Source organism: Mesorhizobium sp. M0587 (genome assembly GCF_040320945.1).
Taxonomy (GTDB): Bacteria; Pseudomonadota; Alphaproteobacteria; order Rhizobiales; family Rhizobiaceae; genus Mesorhizobium.
The window spans coordinates 1-19,567 of sequence record NZ_JAMYQP010000024.1 but is presented as its reverse complement, the minus strand read 5'-3'; the positions used below and the strand labels follow the sequence as shown (position 1 = coordinate 19,567).

Annotated in this window: 20 protein-coding genes; 15 read left to right on the top strand and 5 right to left on the bottom strand. The window is 59.5% G+C overall.

Annotated elements, in window-relative coordinates:
- Positions 1–17: 17 nt before the first annotated feature.
- The 6 genes from NKI49_RS20820 (at position 18) to NKI49_RS20795 (ending at position 7,794) form a co-directional block, all read left to right on the top strand.
- Entirely contained in the window at positions 18–3,413 is a 3,396-nt protein-coding gene (locus NKI49_RS20820; protein ID WP_352601329.1) for an MASE1 domain-containing protein, read from the top strand.
- Positions 3,414–3,813: 400 nt separating this feature from the next.
- Positions 3,814–4,455, top strand: a complete 642-nt coding sequence (locus tag NKI49_RS20815) for a response regulator transcription factor (RefSeq protein ID WP_352601331.1) — start codon at positions 3,814–3,816, stop codon at positions 4,453–4,455.
- A gap of 2 nt (positions 4,456–4,457) precedes the next feature.
- Positions 4,458–4,835, top strand: a complete 378-nt coding sequence (locus tag NKI49_RS20810) for a response regulator (RefSeq protein ID WP_352601333.1) — start codon at positions 4,458–4,460, stop codon at positions 4,833–4,835.
- Between the two features lie 2 nt (positions 4,836–4,837).
- A complete protein-coding gene (locus NKI49_RS20805; RefSeq protein WP_352601478.1) occupies positions 4,838–5,530 on the top strand; it encodes a response regulator transcription factor in 693 nt (230 codons plus the stop codon).
- Positions 5,531–6,082: 552 nt separating this feature from the next.
- A complete protein-coding gene (locus NKI49_RS20800; RefSeq protein ID WP_352601335.1) occupies positions 6,083–6,904 on the top strand; it encodes an alpha/beta fold hydrolase in 822 nt (273 codons plus the stop codon).
- 140 nt (positions 6,905–7,044) lie between these two features.
- On the top strand, positions 7,045–7,794 hold the full coding sequence (locus tag NKI49_RS20795) for a glucose 1-dehydrogenase (RefSeq protein ID WP_352601337.1): 750 nt from the start codon (positions 7,045–7,047) through the stop codon (positions 7,792–7,794).
- A gap of 296 nt (positions 7,795–8,090) precedes the next feature.
- On the opposite strand, the gene NKI49_RS20790 is transcribed toward NKI49_RS20795, so the two are convergent.
- The gene (locus NKI49_RS20790; protein WP_352601339.1) at positions 8,091–8,300 is read right to left on the bottom strand and encodes a DUF680 domain-containing protein; all 210 of its coding nucleotides are present in this window, start codon (positions 8,298–8,300) and stop codon (positions 8,091–8,093) included.
- A gap of 408 nt (positions 8,301–8,708) precedes the next feature.
- Between NKI49_RS20790 and NKI49_RS20785 the strand changes: the two genes are divergently transcribed.
- The 8 genes from NKI49_RS20785 (at position 8,709) to NKI49_RS20750 (ending at position 13,750) form a co-directional block, all read left to right on the top strand.
- Positions 8,709–9,497 carry an alpha/beta fold hydrolase gene (locus NKI49_RS20785; protein WP_352601340.1) on the top strand — a complete coding sequence of 263 codons (789 nt, stop codon included), beginning with the start codon at positions 8,709–8,711 and terminating at the stop codon, positions 9,495–9,497.
- 66 nt (positions 9,498–9,563) lie between these two features.
- On the top strand, positions 9,564–10,322 hold the full coding sequence (locus NKI49_RS20780; RefSeq protein ID WP_352601342.1) for an SDR family oxidoreductase: 759 nt from the start codon (positions 9,564–9,566) through the stop codon (positions 10,320–10,322).
- Between the two features lie 79 nt (positions 10,323–10,401).
- Entirely contained in the window at positions 10,402–10,803 is a 402-nt protein-coding gene (locus NKI49_RS20775) for a cupin domain-containing protein (RefSeq protein WP_352601344.1), read from the top strand.
- Positions 10,804–10,844: 41 nt separating this feature from the next.
- Positions 10,845–11,492, top strand: coding sequence for an HD domain-containing protein (locus tag NKI49_RS20770; protein WP_352601346.1), 648 nt, complete (start codon positions 10,845–10,847; stop codon positions 11,490–11,492).
- A gap of 59 nt (positions 11,493–11,551) precedes the next feature.
- The gene (locus tag NKI49_RS20765) at positions 11,552–11,989 is read left to right on the top strand and encodes a CBS domain-containing protein (RefSeq protein WP_352601348.1); all 438 of its coding nucleotides are present in this window, start codon (positions 11,552–11,554) and stop codon (positions 11,987–11,989) included.
- A gap of 279 nt (positions 11,990–12,268) precedes the next feature.
- Entirely contained in the window at positions 12,269–12,934 is a 666-nt protein-coding gene (locus tag NKI49_RS20760; protein ID WP_352601350.1) for a sensor histidine kinase, read from the top strand.
- A 67-nt stretch (positions 12,935–13,001) separates the two neighbouring features.
- Positions 13,002–13,283 (top strand): GNAT family N-acetyltransferase, encoded by a 282-nt coding sequence (locus tag NKI49_RS20755; RefSeq protein ID WP_352601352.1) that lies wholly within the window; start codon positions 13,002–13,004, stop codon positions 13,281–13,283.
- A 35-nt stretch (positions 13,284–13,318) separates the two neighbouring features.
- The gene (locus tag NKI49_RS20750) at positions 13,319–13,750 is read left to right on the top strand and encodes a DUF1810 domain-containing protein (protein ID WP_352601354.1); all 432 of its coding nucleotides are present in this window, start codon (positions 13,319–13,321) and stop codon (positions 13,748–13,750) included.
- A gap of 95 nt (positions 13,751–13,845) precedes the next feature.
- Here the strand turns inward: NKI49_RS20750 and NKI49_RS20745 are convergent, their stop codons facing one another.
- From NKI49_RS20745 to petA, 4 genes are read right to left on the bottom strand one after another with little or no spacing between them, the layout of a single operon-like run.
- Positions 13,846–14,754, bottom strand: a complete 909-nt coding sequence (locus NKI49_RS20745; protein ID WP_352601356.1) for a pirin family protein — start codon at positions 14,752–14,754, stop codon at positions 13,846–13,848.
- Positions 14,751–16,298, bottom strand: a complete 1,548-nt coding sequence (locus NKI49_RS20740) for a mechanosensitive ion channel family protein (RefSeq protein WP_352601358.1) — start codon at positions 16,296–16,298, stop codon at positions 14,751–14,753. Before NKI49_RS20740 ends, NKI49_RS20745 begins: the two co-directional genes overlap by 4 nt.
- A gap of 31 nt (positions 16,299–16,329) precedes the next feature.
- Complete coding sequence (locus tag NKI49_RS20735; RefSeq protein WP_352601360.1) at positions 16,330–17,631, bottom strand: cytochrome b; 1,302 nt, start codon at positions 17,629–17,631, stop codon at positions 16,330–16,332.
- Between the two features lie 17 nt (positions 17,632–17,648).
- A complete protein-coding gene (gene petA, locus NKI49_RS20730; protein WP_352601362.1) occupies positions 17,649–18,131 on the bottom strand; it encodes a ubiquinol-cytochrome c reductase iron-sulfur subunit in 483 nt (160 codons plus the stop codon).
- 714 nt (positions 18,132–18,845) lie between these two features.
- On the opposite strand from petA, the gene NKI49_RS33430 reads away from it, so the two are divergent.
- Entirely contained in the window at positions 18,846–19,094 is a 249-nt protein-coding gene (locus NKI49_RS33430; RefSeq protein ID WP_502899507.1) for a hypothetical protein, read from the top strand.
- The last annotated feature ends 473 nt before the right edge of the window (positions 19,095–19,567 follow it).

Sequence of the window (19,567 nt, the reverse complement as noted above, 5' to 3'; positions counted from 1 at the left end):
TCCGTCAGGAGCAGCCGATGACGACAGCATCCACCTCGCCTAGCGAAACCGACTCCGAAGCAACACGCGCGCTGAAGCATGGGTTGGACCAATCCGGACTGGGATCGCCAGGACGAGGTCGAGCTCGCGCGGCAAATGAACCAGGCCTGCCTCCCGGCAATATTGTCAGTGATGTTGAAACAAGCAGTTCCTCTCGGGTCTGGGCGCATCGCCCCCGACCCTTGCATCTGGGACTTTTTATCGCGGTTTACGTCTTGGGCTGCGGATTCGCTCAGTCGCTCGCGATCGTACCTGGAACGGGCATCTCCATTTGGCCTCCGAGCGGGCTTTTCATCGCCACGCTCCTCATTGCCTCCAGGTATAGCTGGCCGTGGTGGATGCTGGCAGCCTGTGTGGCTGAACTGACCAGCAACCTGTTGTGGTTCCACACTCCGCTGCTTGCCGCCTTCCTCATCTACACCGGCAACGCTCTTGAGGCGGTGGCCGGGGCATGGCTCGTAAATCGGGCTTGCAAGCGCCCGCTTCGGCTGGAAACCTTGCAGGAAGTTCTCGCATTCGTCGTATTGGCCGCTGGAGTCGCGCCAGTCGCAAGCGCGACGGTGGGAAGTGCAACGCTTGCGTGGTTCGGTATTCAGTCACAGAGCTTCGCCGCGGCCTGGCCTCTATGGTGGATCGGCGACGCAACCGGGGTCCTGATCGTGGCGCCGCTGGCGCTGGTCGTGTTCCAGAACTGGCGCGGCAAGGCCCGGCTTTCGGCCGCCCGATGGATCGAAGCTAGCGTCCTGGGGCTGATCTTTCTCGGCGTTGCCGCCCTCTCCTTGAGCGGCTACCTGCCCTTCGCCTACATCATCATGCCGCCTCTTCTTTGGGCCGCGGTGCGCTTTGAGTTCAGGGGCGCCGCAGTCGCCTTGATCCTGCTTGCGCTGATCACGGCGGTATTCACGGTATCCGGCGCCAGCCAATTTGCCGGCGATCCCGCTTCCCAAAAGAACAACCAGATCATGCTGCAGCTTTTTCTGGTCATTTCGGCGTTCTCGGCTCTGATCGTGGCCGCCATTTCGCGGCAACACCAGCAGGCGGTGCTCACATTGCACGAAAGCGTCGAGGCATTGAGACGGAACGAACAGCAACTCCAGCAGATGATTGACGCCGTGCCGGTCCGCATCTGGAGCGCCATGCCGACGGGCGGGCCGGCCTACTTCAATAAGCGGTACCAGGACCATTTCCGTTCCGTCATCGCGAACTTCGAAGATCTGGGCGAACCGCGCATCGATGAATTGCTGCAGAAGCTGATCCATCCCGAAGATGCTCCCGGGGTGCAGTGCACGCTATCGAATAGCTTCGAGACCGGCGATGGCTCCATCATGCGGTTTCGCTGGCTTGAAAAGGATGGCTCTTATCGCTGGGCGGAGTGCAGGGTGGAGCCCCGACGTGATGAAAACGGCGCTGTTGTGCAATGGTACGGCGTTTCTCTCGATGTCGATGATGAGGTGCGAGCGCAGGAGGCATTGCGCGAAAGTGAGCGACGCCTTCAGCAACTCATCGACACGGTGCCCGCCTTGATCTGGAGTACGACACGGGAAGGAACGCCATCCTATGTCAACAAGCGGTTCACGGATGTAACCGGGGCCACTCTTAGCGACATCATCGCCCCGGATGGCTCGCCTTCCCTAAGTGTGATCCATCCAGACGACATCGATACAGCACGGCAAGCAATCCGCCATTCATTCGCAACGGGCGTGCCTTACGTGCAGAGATATCGCCAGCGGCGGACCAACGGGCGCTATCACTGGACCGAGACTCGCGCGGAGGCCCTCCGCGACGAAGATGGCCGTATCCTCCAGTGGTACGGTGTGAGCGTCGACATCCATGACCTAGTGACCACCCAGGCTGCGTTGCACGACCGGGAGCAGGAGCTCTCCCAACTCGTCAACATGGTTCCGAGCTACCTCTGGCGGCTGTCTTCGAACGGCGAGCCGACCTTCTTCAACAAGCGCCTGATCGATTTTCTCGGCCTCGACATAACGGACGCGGAGATGCCGGACACGAACCGGCTGGCGGCCTTCATAGCCACCGTCGTTCATCCCGACGATGCGGCCAGCCTGCGAGAAACACTTAACAGTTGCTTCGCCACGGGCGAACGCTTCTTTATGAAGTATCGCCTGCGTCGTGCGGATGGCGTTTACCGCTGGATGGAGGGCCAGGCAGAGCCGCTGAGGGATCAGGGCGGACGCATTGTCCAGTGGTACGGCCTTACGCACGACATCGACGATCAGCTACGGGTCGAGGAAGCGCTGCGCGAGAGAGAGCGCGCGCTTTGGCAACTCGTTGAAACGCTGCCGGCAATGATCGATTGTGCCGCGCCGGATGGCGAGCCGATGTACCGCAGCCAGCAGCTCCGTGAATTTCTCGGCTACAACCTCGAAGAACTGGACGAAGCGGGAAAATCGCGGCTGGCCGGCACACTCGAAGCGGGTGTTCATCCCGACGACTTGGCAGGTGTCAAGGAGAGATATGCCCATTCCTTGACCACAGGCGAGCCTTACGCGCGAAGGCATCGTCTGCGGCGCTTCGATGGCGAGTATCGCTGGGTCGAAACGCGAGCCGCCCCGATGCGCAACACTGAAGGGGATATCGTGCAGTGGAACGTTATCTGCCTGGACATCGAAAACGAGGTGCGTGCACAAGAGCAGCTTCGACTGGCGCAAGAGAGACTTGCACGTGCGAGTCAGGCGGCGAGCCTTGCTGAACTCTCCGCATCCATCGCTCATGAGGTGAACCAGCCGCTAGCCGCGATCGTCGCCAACTCCAATGCATGCCACCGTTGGTTATCCGCCGAGCCGCCCAATCTCGACCGCGCCAAGATTACAGCCGAGCGGATTATCCGGGACGCCAACTCGGCGGCAGATGTGGTTGGCCGCATCCGCGCCTTGTTCAGGCCGTCCCTTGAACTGAGAACCAGCACGCCGATCCCCAGTGTCATTGACGAAGCGCGTGACCTCATGGCCGAGGAAGCCATACGGTGTCGCGTTCGTATGGAGATCGACGTCGAACGCAACCTCCCGCTGGTCGCGTTCGATCGCGTCCAGATCCAACAGGTCCTGGTCAATCTTATTCGCAACGGCATCGAGGCTATGCACGCCATTGCCGGGGACAAGGTTCTTGGGATGCGTGTGCGCCGGACAGGGGACACAATCCAGATTGAAGTCAGCGACTCCGGCCCGGGAGTCGAACATCCCGATAAGATATTCGACCCGTTCTTCACGACAAAAGGGCAAGGAATGGGCATGGGACTCGCGATCTCCCGTTCGATCATCGAGTCTCACGGCGGACGCTTATGGGCGGAGAACCGCGTTCCGCATGGGGCGAGGTTCGTCTTCACGCTTCCGGTTGAGGCGAAGGCTGCACCATGATCGGGCGACCGCAATAGTTTTTTTGGTCATACGCGGAACGCATCCGAGACGAGGGCACTGATTGCAGACGCCGCTTCGCTCGCTCGGTATCTCGGTATGAAGCGATTGTTTCGCGCGGGAGCGCTTGGTTTCATTCCGGTTCGCCAAAACGGGTGTGGCGGACAGTCCGATGGAAATCCATGCATGGATTTCCATGAGATGCGAAGGGCGTGTAGCGGGACTAGGATAGCGCCATGAGCATCCGCCCAAATCCAGCCACTGATAGAAGGTGCTATGCGGAGCACCGACGACCTCGAGCCTTTGTTGGTCCGTCGGGAGCAACCGATGCCGGTGCTTCTCAAACAGCGGTTCGCCCTTTCGATCTCGGCATTCTCGCGTCCGTCGATGCGAAAGTCGCGTCATGACTACGGACGAGCAAATTGTCTTCATCGTGGATGACGATCACCGCATCCGCGAGGCGCTCAGCGAACTGCTGGTTTCGCACGGTATGCGCGCCATAGCCTTCGGGTCGGCCGGTGAGTATATCAATGCCGACAAGCCGGATTTGCCTGCCTGTCTCATCCTCGATGTCGAGTTGCCAGATATCAACGGCCTCGATCTGCAGAGACAGATCGCAGTGGGCGGTCATCCGCCGATCGTTTTCATAACAGGACATGGCGATATCCCATCCTCGGTGCGTGCGATCAAGCACGGCGCCGTGGATTTCCTGACCAAGCCTTTCAGCGATGCGGACCTCATGACCGCAATCCATGCGGCGATTGCCCAGGATCGGGAACAGAGATCGCAGCGCGCCGGACTTGGCGTGTTGAAGCAACGTTACCTCGAGTTGACGCCGCGCGAACGCGAAGTGCTGCCGCTGGTGGTGAGTGGTCTGCTCAACAAGCAGGCCGCCGCTGAACTGGGAATCAGCGAAGTTACGCTGGAAATTCATAGAAGGAATGTGATGCAGAAAATGGGCGCCGCGTCGCTTGCCGACCTCGTCCGCATGGCGGAGCGATTGGAAATACCGATCACGCACTCGCGCCGATCGGGAGGGGGCTGAACGTGAGCAAGCGAAGGCCCGTCGTGGCGGTGGTTGACGACGATCCGAGGCTGCTTGAGTCGCTGGAGGATCTTCTGGAGTCCGCCGGCTATATGGCCCGCAGCTTCTCGTCGGCGGGATCGCTGGTGGTCAGTGGGTTGTCGGACGTGGACGTGCTCATCACCGACATCGGGATGCCCGGCATGGACGGCTTTGAGCTTCGTGACCTGGTCAAGAGGGCGCGTCCGAACCTTCCGGTATTCCTGATTACCGGCCGGCACGAGCTAGCGGATCAGTTCCGCGCCAAAGGTATTAGCGGGTTTTTCCGCAAGCCCTTCGATGGCCAGGCCCTGCTTGTGGCGGTGGGTGACGCTTTACGCAACCAAGAAACCGAGGGATGATCATGACAGTTGACCAGCCGCTCCAGCGGAGATCGCTATCGTCGGCGCCGCAGCGCAGGAGTGAAGCGCAGCAGCCGCTCGTCATTATTGTCGACGACGATGCATCTGTCCGGGAGGCGCTATCGGAATTGATCCTGTCGGCGGGCTTCGAGCCAGTTTGCTTTGCCTCGACCCGCGAGTTGATCGACGCCGACATTTTGGACAGCCCCGGCTGCTTGATCCTCGACGTGCGCATGCCAGGATCGAGCGGCCTCGATCTGCAGCAGCATCTTGCGAAAAACGGCAACCCCAAACCCATCATCTTCCTGACCGGACATGGCGACATCCCGATGACTGTCCAGGCGATGAAGGCCGGCGCGGTGGACTTTCTCACCAAGCCGGTGCGGGACCAGACGCTGCTGGACGCCGTCATCGCGGGTATTGCGATGGATGCCAAGCGGCGGGCGGATGCCGTGATCGTCAAGCGCAACATCGAGCGCGTTGAAACGCTGACGCCACGCGAGCGTGAGGTTCTGCATGAAGTGGCGCGCGGACGCCTCAACAAGCAGATCGCCTTTGACCTCGGCATAAGCGAAGTGACGGTCAAGCTCCATCGCGGCAATGTCATGCGCAAGATGGAAGCCGCTTCGATCGGCGAGCTGATCCGGGCATGGGAGACACTGCCCGTGCCGATGCGACAGGCCGACGCGACATAGATCTCTGCCCCAAGCTTCCTGCAAGTATGATGCAGGGACAGCCGATTGATCGCGGATTTGCGCGAGTCCACTCCACCTACATTTATCCAGCGATGACGCTTGGCGACTGCTGCGTCAAATCGGTGCCGCACAGGCTTGGGGGCAGCGTCGCGTTTTTGGAAACTAGACCAAGTTACTCCGCCGAGCCTTGTCTCAGCGTATCTTTCCTACACCTTGGCATCGCACGACAGACCCTTCCGTAGAATAGGTTTGCAGGCCGGATAAGCGCATCCTCTTCCTCGCAAGCCATCACGATCGTCGAGTGTCGCCCGCTCCTTCGCTCACCCCTCCCCGAAAGCGACCATGCAGGTCGGATCGATGATCGTGATGGTGAGCCAGTTGTTGAAGGCCAAGCATCAGGGATGGACACGATGAGCAGGGATGGACTTTTCACGATTGGCGCATCCGGCCGTGACGTCTTGGTGGGCGGCTTGATCCTCGGTCGCTTCGCAATCTACCGCGGGCCGAAAGCCAAACGCCGCTATCCACCAAAAAGGCAAAGGAACCAGGACTATGAGCACAATCACGACCAAGGACGGCACCGAAATCTACTACAAGGACTGGGGCAGGGGGCCGGTTGTAACCTTCTCGCATGGTTGGCCGCTGAATTCGGACGCCTGGGACGGGCAAATGCTCTTTCTTGCCCATAACGGTTTTCGTGTGGTTGCGCATGACCGGCGCGGCCACGGCCGCTCCAGCCAGGCCACGTCCGGCAACGACATGAACGGCTATGCGGACGATCTCGCAGCGGTAATCGATGCGCTTGATCTGCGGGACGCCACGCTGGTCGGACATTCCACCGGAGGAGGCGAGGTCGCTCGCTATATCGGACGGCACGGGACGAAGCGGGTGTCCAAGGCTGTGCTCATCGCTGCCGTCCCCCCGATCATGGTGAAGACGCCGGCCAATCCGGAGGGCCTGCCGATTAATGTGTTCGACGGTATACGGGCTGGCCTCCTCAAGGATCGCTCGCAGCACTACCTGGACCTCGCTCTGTCATTTTATGGTGCAAACAGGCCCGGCGCCAAGGTCTCCCAGGGGATTCTGGATCAGTTCTGGCTCTGGAGCATGCAGGTCGGTCTCGTGAATGCATATGAATGCGTCAAAGCGTTCTCCGAAACCGATTTCACCGAGGACCTCAGGAAGTTCGATATACCGACGCTGATCCTGCATGGCGAGGACGACCAGATCGTCCCGGTCAAGGATTCGTCAGTCAAGTCGGCGCGGCTGATCAGGGGTGCAAAGGAAATATATTACCCCGGTGCGCCCCACGGGATCACGGCCACGCACCAGGACCAGGTCAATGCCGACCTGCTCGCCTTTATCAAAGGATAGCTTCCCGCGATCACGACCAGGCGTTGTTGCGGGCAGCTGCGGCCGTTCGAGTTCTGGAGAGCTCCGGCCGCAGCCTCACCCCGCTGCTGCACTCGCCGGCGTCCAGCAGGCCAGTGCCAATTCCGGAGGCAAGAAACGACATGGGCACACTGTCAGGTAAAATCGCTGTGGTCACCGGCGGAAATGGTGGAATCGGACTATCGGCTGCAAAAATCTTTGCTGACGAGGGAGCGCAAGTGGTCATCACCGGCCGCCGGCAGCAGGCGGTCGAGGAGGCGGTCGCACAGATCGGGGCAGGCGCGCTGGGCATTCAAGGAGATGTGGCCGACGTGGCGCACCATGACGACGTCGCGCAGCAGATCCGGCAGAGGTTCGGGGCGCTCGACATCTATATGGCGAACGCCGGCTTAAACACCATCACACACTCGGCCGACGTATCCGAGGCAGAATATGACGCGCAGTTTGCCGTCAATACGCGCGGCGTCTTCTTCGGTGTCCAGAAGCTGATCCCGATCATGCGGAACGGCGGCGCAATCATCCTCACGGGGTCGCTGGCCAGTGAGAAAGTCCTGGACGGGCATGCTGTCTATGCTGGCTCGAAGGCAGCGATTAATGCGTTCGCGCGCAGCTGGGCGATCGAGCTGAAGTCCCGCGATATCCGGGTCAACGTGCTCAGCCCAGGACCGGTGGATACGGCTATTCTCGATAAGCTAGGCTTACCGTTTGAACAGCGGGGACCGTTCGAAAAGGCGATGGCGGAAGCAATACCCCTGGGTCGTATGGGACAGCCGGAAGAGCTGGCAAAGGCCGCCCTGTTCCTTGCCTCGAACGCGAGCAGCTTTGTCACGGGTATCAACCTGCGGGTTGACGGCGGAATGGCGTTGCTCTGAGTCGCGCTTGCTCCGTTGTCCACCGTCGCGACGCCCCTTATTCCACGATGTCACCAACGGGGTGCGCATCCGAACGCTAAGATCGGCAGTGACGTCGACCGCGTCGCGCGCTGGGCACCGGATCGAAGGCGAGAACGTTCGTCGTGGTGGTACAAATTAAGACGATACAAGCCGTCACGAACGCTGACAGAGGATCGGCTGGCAAGAAAAGTCGGTTCACCTCTCAAGGAATTAACTCAGATACGGCCGAAGGACCGAGGTCTCACCCCGGCCCTTTAATTTGGTGTCGGTCAGGATCAGTGACCCCAGATGCCTTGGCCATATTCGTCGTTGGAAACAGGCTTGCGTACGGTTTTCGGCATGCCAGTATCGTTGTTCATTTTTCTGGTCGAGGAGGTATACGTGTTGTCAGACGCAGGTGCAGGCTGCTGGGCGCCGTTTGATCCATAGTGGTCGCTTCCGGCAATTGCGCTTCCTGCTGTAACAATAAGAGCTGTCTTTTTCATTTTGGTAACTCCATCTTTATCTTGGTGGTCTTCACCCATCCAGATATAAAGCCTCGCTCCCGCAAGACGATTAGACGATCCGGCTGTGTGACCCATGCGTTGGCATTGGGCGATGCAAGCCGAAGGGCTGGGACAATGCCGTTGACGGGAGGCAGTGCGCTGAACATTCGTCGGGCGAAGTGGTGTTTGGAAGCAGCCACTTGCATGGATCTTTCATTGGCCGCGGCCCCGGCACCATTCCAGCGCTGCCGGCCATCGCTGCAGCATGCCACCGGTCACCTGATCTCAGCGATGACCTACCCTGGACCTTGGCATCATATGACTGACCATTCCGCACAATAGGTCGGCGCGCCGGGTCGGCGCATTCTTCTGCGCATAGGTCATGAAAGGCCGGCAAAGGAGAAAGCAATGTCGAACATTACCGGGATCCTGGCGCTCGCAGCGGCGATTGCCTTATCGAGCACCGCGATGGCGCAGCCGGTCGGCCCAAAGGCCAAGCCGACCGTCGTACTGGTGCACGGCGCCTTCGCCGAGTCCTCGAGCTGGGATGCGGTCATCACCAAACTCAACAGGGACGGCTATATAGCCAAGGCCGCAGCCAATCCGCTCCGCGGCGTCGCCAGCGATGCCTCGGCAGTCTCGGCCATCCTCCGGTCGATCCCCGGGCCGGTCGTTCTGGTGGGGCATTCCTATGGCGGGCCAGTCATCACCGAGGCCGCCAACGGAAATGCCAACGTAAAGGCGCTGGTCTATGTGGCTGGGTTCGCGCCGGAGACCGGTGAATCGAGCCTGACGCTTTCTGGCATGTTTCCCGGCAGCACTCTGGCGAGCGCCCTTGCTCCAGTCGCGTTGCCGGGCGGCGGCCAGGATCTCTTCATCCAGCCCGACAAGTTCCGCGCCCAGTTCGCCGCCGATGTCCCGGAAGAACAGGCGTCGCTAATGGCAGCCACTCAACGTCCCGTCGCGCAGGCAGCTCTGGCTGAGGCCTCGGGCGTTGCCTCATGGAAGACGCTGCCGTCCTACATGATCTACGGCACGGATGATCGAAATATCCCGGCAGCCGTCATGAGCTTCATGGCCAAGCGGGCGCATGCCGTAAAAACCGTCGTCGTCGAGGGTGCTTCCCACGCACTCATGGTCTCACGCCCCGACGAGGTCACGTCACTTATCGAGGACGCCGCATCGGCCAGCGAGTAGCTGTCCGGAAACGCCAGCGCCCGACCGAACAAAAGCAAATAAACACGCTGCAGCAGGAGATTCGAAATGAAAATTGTCGTTATCGGCGGAACCGGGCTGATCGGTTCGAAGACTGTGGAACGACTGCGGAAAAAGGGGCACGACGTGCTAGCGGCGTCGCCGAACTCCGGAGTGAACACCGTCACGGGAGAAGGGCTGGCCGCCGCACTTGCCGGGGCACAGGTCGTCGTCGATCTTGCGAACTCGCCGTCGTTCGAGGAGAAGGCCGCGCTGGAATTCTTCGCTGCGTCCGGGCGTAATCTTCTTGCAGCCGAAGCCGCCGCCGGTGTCGGTCATCACGCGGCCCTGTCAGTCGTCGGCACCGACCGGCTGCAGGGCATGGGCTATTTCCGCGGAAAATTGCTCCAGGAAAAACTGATCAAGGAATCCGCAATCCCATACACGATCGTCCACGCCACCCAGTTCTTCGAATTCACGGCCGCCATCGCAAACACCGGCGCCGTCGGTGATACCATCCACATGTCACCGGCGTACTTCCAACCCATGGCGGCCGATGATGTCGCCGATGCAATGGCGGACGTCGCGCTTGCCACTCCGTTGAACGGCACGACCGAAATCGCCGGCCCGGAGCGCGTTCGCATGAGCGAACTCGTCGGTCGCTTTCTGAAGGCCACCAACGACCCCCGCAAAGTCGTCGCGGATCCTGGTGCTCTCTACTACGGTCAAGTGGCAGTCGACGATCGAACGCTTGTTCCGGGCGAGAACGCGCGCATCGGCGCCGTGCATTTCGATGACTGGCTCAGCCGGTACACACCGCCGAAATAAACAAACAAAAGCTAGCGCTGGTCTCGTGACCAATCAGATCGGCGTTCCCCAGCCATCAAATTCAACAAGGAGACTAGACATGATCAAGACACTTCTATGCGCAGCGCTCACTGCCGCTTCCTTCACCGCGGCAATGGCGAAAGACGCGGACAGCGTGAAGCTCGTCTACGACCAGGCTCTTCCAAACGTGCCCGGCAAGAGCATGAAAGCGGTGCTCGTCGAGTACGCACCGGGCGGTACATCGCCTGCCCATACGCATCCCAAGTCCGCGTTCATCTATGCGACGGTCCTGGAGGGGGCGATCCGAAGCCAGGTCAACGAAGGACCGGTGAAGACCTATCGTGCCGGCGAAAGTTTCTCGGAATTTCCCGGCGACCGTCACGCGATAAGCGAAAACGCCAGCAAGACGGAACGCGCCCGCCTGCTTGCGATCTTCGTTGTCGATACCAACGAGAAGAACCTGACGACATACCCGAAATGAAATCGGGCTAGTCGTCGGGGCGTAAAGGAAAGGTCACCGACATGGATGCGATCGCCAGGCGCATGCTTGCAGGGGTTTCGGTCCCCGATACGCCGATTGTTGGCCGAGCGATCGAATATGCTCGTCAGCGATGTGAACCCTACTTGTTCAATCACGTAGTCCGATCCTGGCTTTTCGCGGCCAGGATCGGACAGCTTCAGAATGTCGAGCACGACGCGGAAGTTGTCGCTGTCGGAACCCTGTTGCATGACATCACGCTCAATGAGCACTTTGCCGGGCCGCGCCGTTTCGAAGTGGAAGGCGCCGATCTGGCTCGAACCTTCGTCCGGGACGGCGGCTTCGACGAACGTCGCGCTCAACTGATCTGGGACAGCGTCGCCCTCAACTCGACACCGTCGATCGGCCTCTACAAGGAAGCCGAGGTGGCGTTGTGCACAGCCGGGATCTGCCTCGATGTCGTCGGCTTGCAATATAAGCTCATCCCTTCCACCGAAATGGCAACGATCGTCGGCGAATTCCCGCGGCTCGGAATGAAGCGACGGATGACGCGATGCTTTTGCCAGATCGCGGATGTCAGTCCCGCAACCACCTACGACAACTTTGCCCGGGATTTCGGCGAACGCTTTGTCCCCGGCTACAGGGCTCCTTCGGCAGTTGATTCCGTGATGAACGCTCCCTTCCAGGAGTGAGGAAAACATCGAACCCCAGCCTCCCGGCTGTGGCCGCGAGGCGCTTTCAGGAGGGCGTCATGCGCATTGACAGTCTGCATCCAATAACGTCGGCCCGCCTCTCAGTGATCGATGTCGACGCTCCGCTTCGCGGTGCCGCACTCTCGCTTTCCAAACCAGCAACAGGCCTGGTCGTCGTGTGCCACGGCAACGGGGAGGTGGCAGGTGTGCTGAGCAAGTCCGATATCATCCGCCATCTGGCCAATTCAGGGCCAACAGAAGCGCCCGTTGTTACGTTGATGAGCCGATCCATCGTCTCCTGCGGTCCCGACGACGACGTCCATTCAGTCTGGCAGACGATGGCCGCGCGAGGCCTTCAGAATGTGCCGGTACTTGGGGCGGACCAGAAGCCGATAGGCGTGCTTGATATCCGTGATGCAATGAAGGCGCTCTTCGATCAAGAGGAGCTCCAGGAGCAACTCCTGGCCAACTACATCGGCGGGATCGGCTACCAGTGATGCAGGAGCAAGGCACCGGGCCGGGCCACAGCAAGCCCACTCCGGGCGATCTCTTGTTCCTCGTGCTCGTCAACATGATCGCTGGGCCCCGCGACGCGATAGCAAGACATATACCGCGGTATTGCTCGCCCTCTTCCTCGACCCAATCGACCACAGATGCAGTTCATTTAAGTTCTTCCAGCAACCAAGAGTCGACCGAGCAACCGGGGGAATGGAATGTCACGCCTAAAGGAAGATGTCTTCGACCGGCCTGCCGATGTTCCGCGAAGCGGCCTACCCGTGCAGATATCGACCGCCGGCATTGTTCATGACCTTGGCAATCTCATCCAGGTCGCCTCATCCGCGCTGAACCATCTGGCCCGTGACCCCAGCGTCTCAGCGGCGCCGGATCTTGGGCTTGTTATTGCCGGCGCCAAAACAGCTCTGGAGCGAGCCGGCGGCCTTGTCAGGCAAACCATCGGCGTAGCCCGAGAAATTCATGCCGAAATCGAGTATGCGGACGTGGGCGCCTGCCTGGCTGAGGTCGAATCCGTCATTCGAAGCGCTTGGGGTGCCAATTTGCGCCTCGAGGTTCGGGTCGGCTCCGATCTGCCTCGGGTAAAGGGTGATCCGATTGGGCTTCAAAACGCGGTTCTGAATCTTCTGTTCAATGCACGCGAGGCTATGCCTGACGGCGGTCTGATCTCGATCGACGCCGCCTTGGCGTCCGAAAGTTCCACGGCCGGTCGGATAGATGTTCGTGTCGCCGACAACGGAATTGGAATGACCAGCGAGACTATGGTCCGCGCATTCGATCCTTTCTTCACCACGAAAGGTGGAGGCCTCGGCGGCGTTGGGTTGCCAATGGTCAAGCGCTTCGCCGAGGAGGCGGGGGGAAGTGTCGACGTCGAGAGCGAGCTCGGGTCGGGCACAGCCGTGACGTTGCGGTTGCCCGCAATACGATAGAGGGCCAACGACAGGCCAACCTGTCTCGGCAAATACGCACAAACCAGCGCACAATCGAGAGTTAAAGATGGATACGGAAGTCATCGAGAACACTCAACAGCATCGTTTCGAGCTGCCGATCGCCGATGAAATGTTCGCTGCGGCCTATTACAGGATCGAGAGCGGGAAGATTGTTCTCATACACACGGAAGTCCCGTCGGAGTTTTCCGGACAGGGGATCGCGACGCGATTGGCTCAGGGTACGTTTGAGCTGCTGCGCAAAACCGGCCGCAAAGCGATCTTGAAATGCGCCTTCATGAGCCGGTTCCTCGCCAAACAGCCGGAATATGCCGATATCGTCGACGGATAGGTACAGGCTGGTTGCGAAAAAAGGCATCCTCTGAAATGAGCGACGAATATGATTTGCAGAGGTTCGTCAGAGCGCAGGACGCTGTCTATGAAGACGCGCTAGGTATTCTGCGCCAAGGAATGATGTGCACGTCCTACATGGAGTTCATCTTTCCAAGGTTGGCCGTCAACCGAAGCGACGCTGCGCCTGCGCCATATGCGATCACATCGCTCGACGAAGCGAGTGCCTATCTCTCATCTCCGATACTAGGAGGTCGTTATCGGGAATGCATCGGGGCACTACAACGGCTCTCCGGTTCAAGCGCTCACGCTGTCTTCGGTGATGTTGACGCGAAGAAATTACACGCCTCTCTGACGCTGTTTTCCGAAGCGAGCAACGACGAGTTCCTGCTCGAAACCATCTTTGACGTGTGGTTCGACGGTTTGCTCGACGAACAAACAATGATCGAACTCTACCCGACATCGTAGCGTCGCCAACAAGAGGCATTCTTGCAGGCGATGGGGTGGGGAATGGCGGCAGCCAAAATGCGCACCGGTGAACTATCACTACGTCATTCCCACGCTCAGGTGTCGTCTGGCAGGGGTATGAATTCGTGCTCGCCCGGCACGCCGGGGAAGCGGCCCTCGCGCCAATCCATCTTCGCCTGCGCGATCCGTTCGGCCGAAGAGGAAACGAAGTTCCAGTAGATGTGACGTGGTTCCGAAAGCGGCTCGCCCCCGATCAGCATCAGTCTTGCCGCATGAAAGGCAGGCGCCTGGAGCACGATCTCGGTGCCAGGCGCCAGAGCTATCAAATCGGCCTCATGGAACGTCCCGTCATGGCCGACAATCCCAACCTCGCCGGCGGCAACGTAGATCGCGCGCTCGACATATTCAGGTTTCACCTGGTATCGCGCGCCGCTCGTGAGCACAATTTCGGCATAGACCATGTCGGAGAAGATTCTTACCGGCGAGACCAGGCCATCGGATGCGCCAGCGATCAAAGTAAACTCGACCCCGTCGGCACAGAACCTCGGGATTTCGGGAGCGCCGTAATGCGCAAGGCTGGGCGCAATTTCTTCATACCGGGAGGGAAGGGCCATCCAGGCCTGAGCGCCGAAGAGATTGCCTCCCGACGCTCGGACTTCTGGCGGCGTGCGCTCGGAATGGACGATGCCCGACCCGGCCGTCATCCAGTTGACCTCGCCGGGACGGATGGTCCGCACTTCGCCGAGATTGTCCCGGTGAACGATCTCTCCATCGATCAGGTAGGTCAAAGTCGCAACGCCGATATGCGGATGCGGTCCCATGTCGAAACCGCGACCCGCGTCGAATACAGCCGGACCAAAATGATCGAACAGGATGAAGGGCCCGATCATCAGGCGGTTCGAGGTGGGCAACAAACGCCGTACCTTCAAACCGTCCGCGAACTCACGGACGCTCGGCTGGATGAGTGCCTCGATGGCCGCGATGTCGCTTTGGCGGATGGTCATGGATGTTGATCCTTCTGCTTGACCTCTCGGCCAGGCGCTCCAGCATGCTTGAACGGAGCGGCGCGAAAGGCTGCCTGAATGGCTGTAAGGAGCGCGAATTTGGAGCTCGCGTGCTGGTGTCCTGGATTGCCGCTGTCGCCGAAGGCCGACACCCTCGTCGCCAGGATCGCGGCAAGATCTTCGGCCATTTCAGGCCTGTCGAGCAGCAGCGGCGCGATGCTTCTCTGGTCTATCTCATAAACCGCGACATGGGTCATTGCCCGCAATGTCGACTCCTCGCCGATCCCGGCGAGCAAGCCTGTCTCGCCGAAGAAGTCGCCCGGTGCGAGCCGGCCGATTTCCTGGGGCTGAGCATCGTCCTGGCCACGTTGCCGGGCGATGACGCCGGTCCGAACAATCATGAGGGACAGCAGCTTTTCTCCCTGTCTTGCGATGATTTCGCCCTTGCGGTAGCCGCGGACCGAGGTCGTCGCCGCAAGTGCCTCCTGCTCGGCATCCGTCAGCGCCGAGAAAATCGGTATGGACTTGATCAGTTCGATCGGGGTGAAGCTGTCAGAGGCTGCCGTATCGTCGCTTGGGCGGCTGGTCATGGCAATCGACGCCGAAAGCGGCTCAGCCAGCAGCATGCCGATTGACTTTGAATGGCGATAGATGAGATCGAAAACTTCGTTCCGAGCGCTAATTCGCTGGTCGAGACTTGCGACGCGAAACGAGAGCTCGATTTCGATTGCCGCAGCATCCAGGCTTCTGATGGCAACCGAAGGCGAAGGATCCTGGATGATCGAATTGCAACTCAGCAGGACGGAACGCATGGTATCGAGAATGATCGCCGGCATCTTCGTCGGTACCACTTTGATCGTCACGGCGAGTCCATGGCTCTCGTCTGGACCGCTGACATTCGTCACTCCGATCCTGGCGAGAAGACTGTTGGGCAGCGCGACGACATTGTGAGCTGGGGTAAGCAGGTTGGTCGACCGCCAATTGGTCTCGACAACGCGCCCTTCTGTTCCGTCGCTCAAGACAATCCAGTTTCCAAGCACGTAAGGGCGACCGAGGTTAAGCGCAATTCCTGAAAATACGTCGCCAAGCGTATTCTGGAGCGCCAGTCCCAGGATGACGGCAAATACCCCCGAGGTGGCGATCAACGTTCCGACTGGCACGGAGAAGACGAACGCCAGGATCGACAGCAGCATTCCGGTGTAGACGATGCCGACCACGACGTCCTGCAGGAGACGTGCCTCGCGCGGCTTTCGCTCGAAGACAAGATAAATACGAACAAATCCGATTAGCGCCCAGGCAAGGTGAACCCACCAGAGCAGCTTGACCGACCCGATCAGGATCGCTCCGCTGCTTGCCTCTTCGCCCCTCGCAGGTTCGTACGGGACAACGCGCAGGTCGAGAACGAGAATCGACATGGCAAGGAAAAAGCCAAGCTGGACGATCAGCCTCGTATTGCCGAAACGTCTGGGGATGAGCGTCCAAACGATGATCCCGGCGAGGCCGATCAACACGATATAGACCAGAGGCGAGTTCCACCAGCTCATGACGGATCCAGATCGAGCATATTCGCAATGTTCAGCGCCCTTCCGACGGATGTCGGATCTCCGGACCGGGCGCCCGCCCCTTGGCCTTGTTCTTTTCGAGGACCGCTTCGGTGATCGAATGCGGTAAAGGTCGTGGGGTCTCGATCAGCCCAAGCAGCGGCATGACGATGATGAAAAATGCAAAGTAGTAAAGCGTCGCAAGCTGGGACATGACCACGTACGCGCCTTCCGCCGGCTGTGAGCCGAGCCAGCCGAGAAAGAGCGCGTCGGCCACGAATATCCAGAAGAACAGCCTATACCAGGGCCGATAGACCGCCGAGCGCACCTTGGAGCTGTCGAGCCACGGCACCAGGAACAACACGGCGATTGAGCCGAACATCGCCAGCACGCCACCAAGTTTGGAATCGATCGGTCCCACATTGAAGGTGATGGCCCGCAGGATTGCGTAGAACGGCAGGAAGTACCATTCCGGCACGATATGCGCGGGCGTCTTCAGTGGGTTGGCCACCGTGTAGTTGTCCGGATGGCCAAGAAAGTTCGGCAGATAAAAGACGAAATATGCAAAGAAAAACAAGAACACGATGATGCCGACCGCATCCTTGACGGTGGCATAGGGCGTGAAGTCGACGACATCGGTTTTGGATTTCACCTCAACCCCCGTCGGATTGTTTTGGCCGACCACGTGAAGCGCCCAGATATGCAAGGTCACCACGCCTGCAAGCATGAATGGCAGCAGATAATGGAGTGCAAAGAAACGGTTCAGCGTCGGATTGCCGACAGCGAAGCCGCCGAGCAACAGCTGCTGGATCCAGTTGCCGACCAGCGGGATTGCCGTGAAGAAGTTGGTGATGACGGTAGCGCCCCAGTATGACATCTGGCCCCAGGGCAGCACATAACCGATGAAGGCTGTCGCCATCATCAACAGCAGATTGGTGCAGCCGAGCACCCATAGAAACTCGCGCGGCGCCTTGTACGAACCGTAATAGAGCCCGCGGCAGATGTGGAGATAGACGGCGATGAAGAAGAACGCTGCTCCGTTCGAATGCAGGGTGCGAAGCAGCCAGCCAGAATTTACATCGCGCGTGATCTTCTCGACCGAATTGAAGGCCAGCCCCGTGTCGGGTGCGTAATGCATCGCCAGCACGACACCTGTTATGATCTGCGACGCCAGCATGACCGTGAGAATGCCGCCGAACGTATAGGCGTAATTCAGGTTGCGCGGGACGGGATAAACGATGAAGGAATCATGCACCAGCCGTGGCAACGGCAGGCGGGCGTCCAACCAGCGTTCGATGCCGGTTTTCGGCACATATGTCGAATGTTTGTCGCTCATGGTAACCTCCCCATGCTTCAGCCGATACGGATCTTGGTGTCGGAAATGAACTGGAACACCGGCACCGCCATGTTCTCCGGCGCTGGACCCTTACGGATGCGTCCGGCGCTATCATATTGGGAACCGTGGCAGGGGCAGAGCCAGCCTCCGAAGTCGCCCTGCTGGCCAACCGGGATGCAGCCGCTATGCGTGCAGACCTGGACCATCACTATCCAGGCTTCCTTATCTGGCGCAGTGCGGTTTGCGTCGGTCGCCGGCGCGTCGGCGGGCAAATTGGCATTGCGGGCGATCGGATCCTTGAGCTCAGCGAGATTGACCGCCTGACCATCCGTCATTTCCTTGGCTGTGCGGTTGCGCACGACCACCGGCTTACCGCACCATTGCACAACCAGCGACATTCCCGGCATCAGCGAGGAGACATCGACTTCGACCGGAGCCTGCGCCTCGGCGGGCAATGTGTGCTCGGCGCTGCCGTTTTCGAGTTCGGAAAGATCGGCCATAATGATGACTCCTGCCGTTGGGAAAGCTGCTACAGCGCGTCGGCGGCATCGAGCAAAGGCAAGACACGGCCGTGGCTTTTCGAATGCGTAGCGTCGGGTTGAAATATGCCGGCTGTGGTGGGACGTGAGCCATCGTGCCTAGGGCGCGTTCGTCCAATACTTTCGGTCATGATTTACTGAGCGAAGGGCTGGCCCGGACTGTTGAGGAGGCCATGAATGGTCGCCGGGTTTCTGAATTCTCCGGTTAGCGTTCCTCAGATCCGGCATTGTTCACGCCGCAATCACAGAACTATCGCTCAGCCCGATCATACCTCGGCATAGGCACGTCTCGCTGTCGGTGTGATGGCCGTCCCTCCTCGGCAGATGCAAGTTTCCTGATGCAATCGTCTTGGAGGTTGCTGGCAAGGATAGCTAGCGCGTGGCGCTATGCGGGCTTCCGCCCGGACAACAACAAATCATGGAATGTCATCTGCCTTTGGAAAACAAAGGCACGCACGACGAAATTGACGACGGTTAGCGCTGCGGCGATGGAAGTTGCCGACGCCAGTTTGGGCGCACCTGCGCTGGCTGTACCTTGGTACCAGATTCTATCGGAGTTGATACAAATCGGGTCGTGTACTCGTGAAAGCTCATGTTGTTTCGGGGGCCGCCGTCCGCAGATAGCGCATCGTCGTGCGGGCGTTCTCAGATTTGGCGATGGCAAGGAGACTCGATATGAAAATTGTAGTCATCGGTGGCTCACATTACATCAGAGCGAGCACTGTCAAAAAGTTACGAAGCAAGGGCCACGAGGTTGAAGCGGCGTCCACGCCCCGCGATGCCAATACTTACATTACAGACTGTCGCGATGCTGGCTACGCTGGCCAACATCTGAGGCGCCGCCTGATGTATTTGGGGTCGCTGGTTCATGAACTGTGGCGCCAGGGACGCGCGTGGCGCAACAAACTTAATCCTCACTTCTAGAGTCGTGCACCCGAGTCGGTATCAATCCCAAGCGGATAGAGGCGTTAGCCCTCAGTTGCTCATAATGGTCTGATCGGCAGTCTTTTGTTTCGCTGCAAGTCCTCGCAGCCGATGTCGCTCCATAGCGGCAGGGAAGTCGCGTTCCCGAGCGCAATCTCTTCGACCAAGCTGCCGATCAGCTCTCGGCCCACCTGACCGAAATGCGCCTCAGTGCGGTCGAAGAGCAATTTGCGGCTGGCCGACGCGGCCTCTCAGCCGACCTTCATGGTGATGGCCCCTGACCGCTCCCGGGCGGCATGCCGGCTTAGCTACTACCTCAAGTCGCTGTCTCCCTGCTGACTAGAATCCCCATTCGACGGATGCATTCGTCCTAGGGGTTGTTGAGAATCAGGATTCCACTTTCGCCCTTTGAGTGATTCAAGCCTCATTTTGGAGGCTTTGATGATTCGAACGGTTCTGACGGACGAGCAATG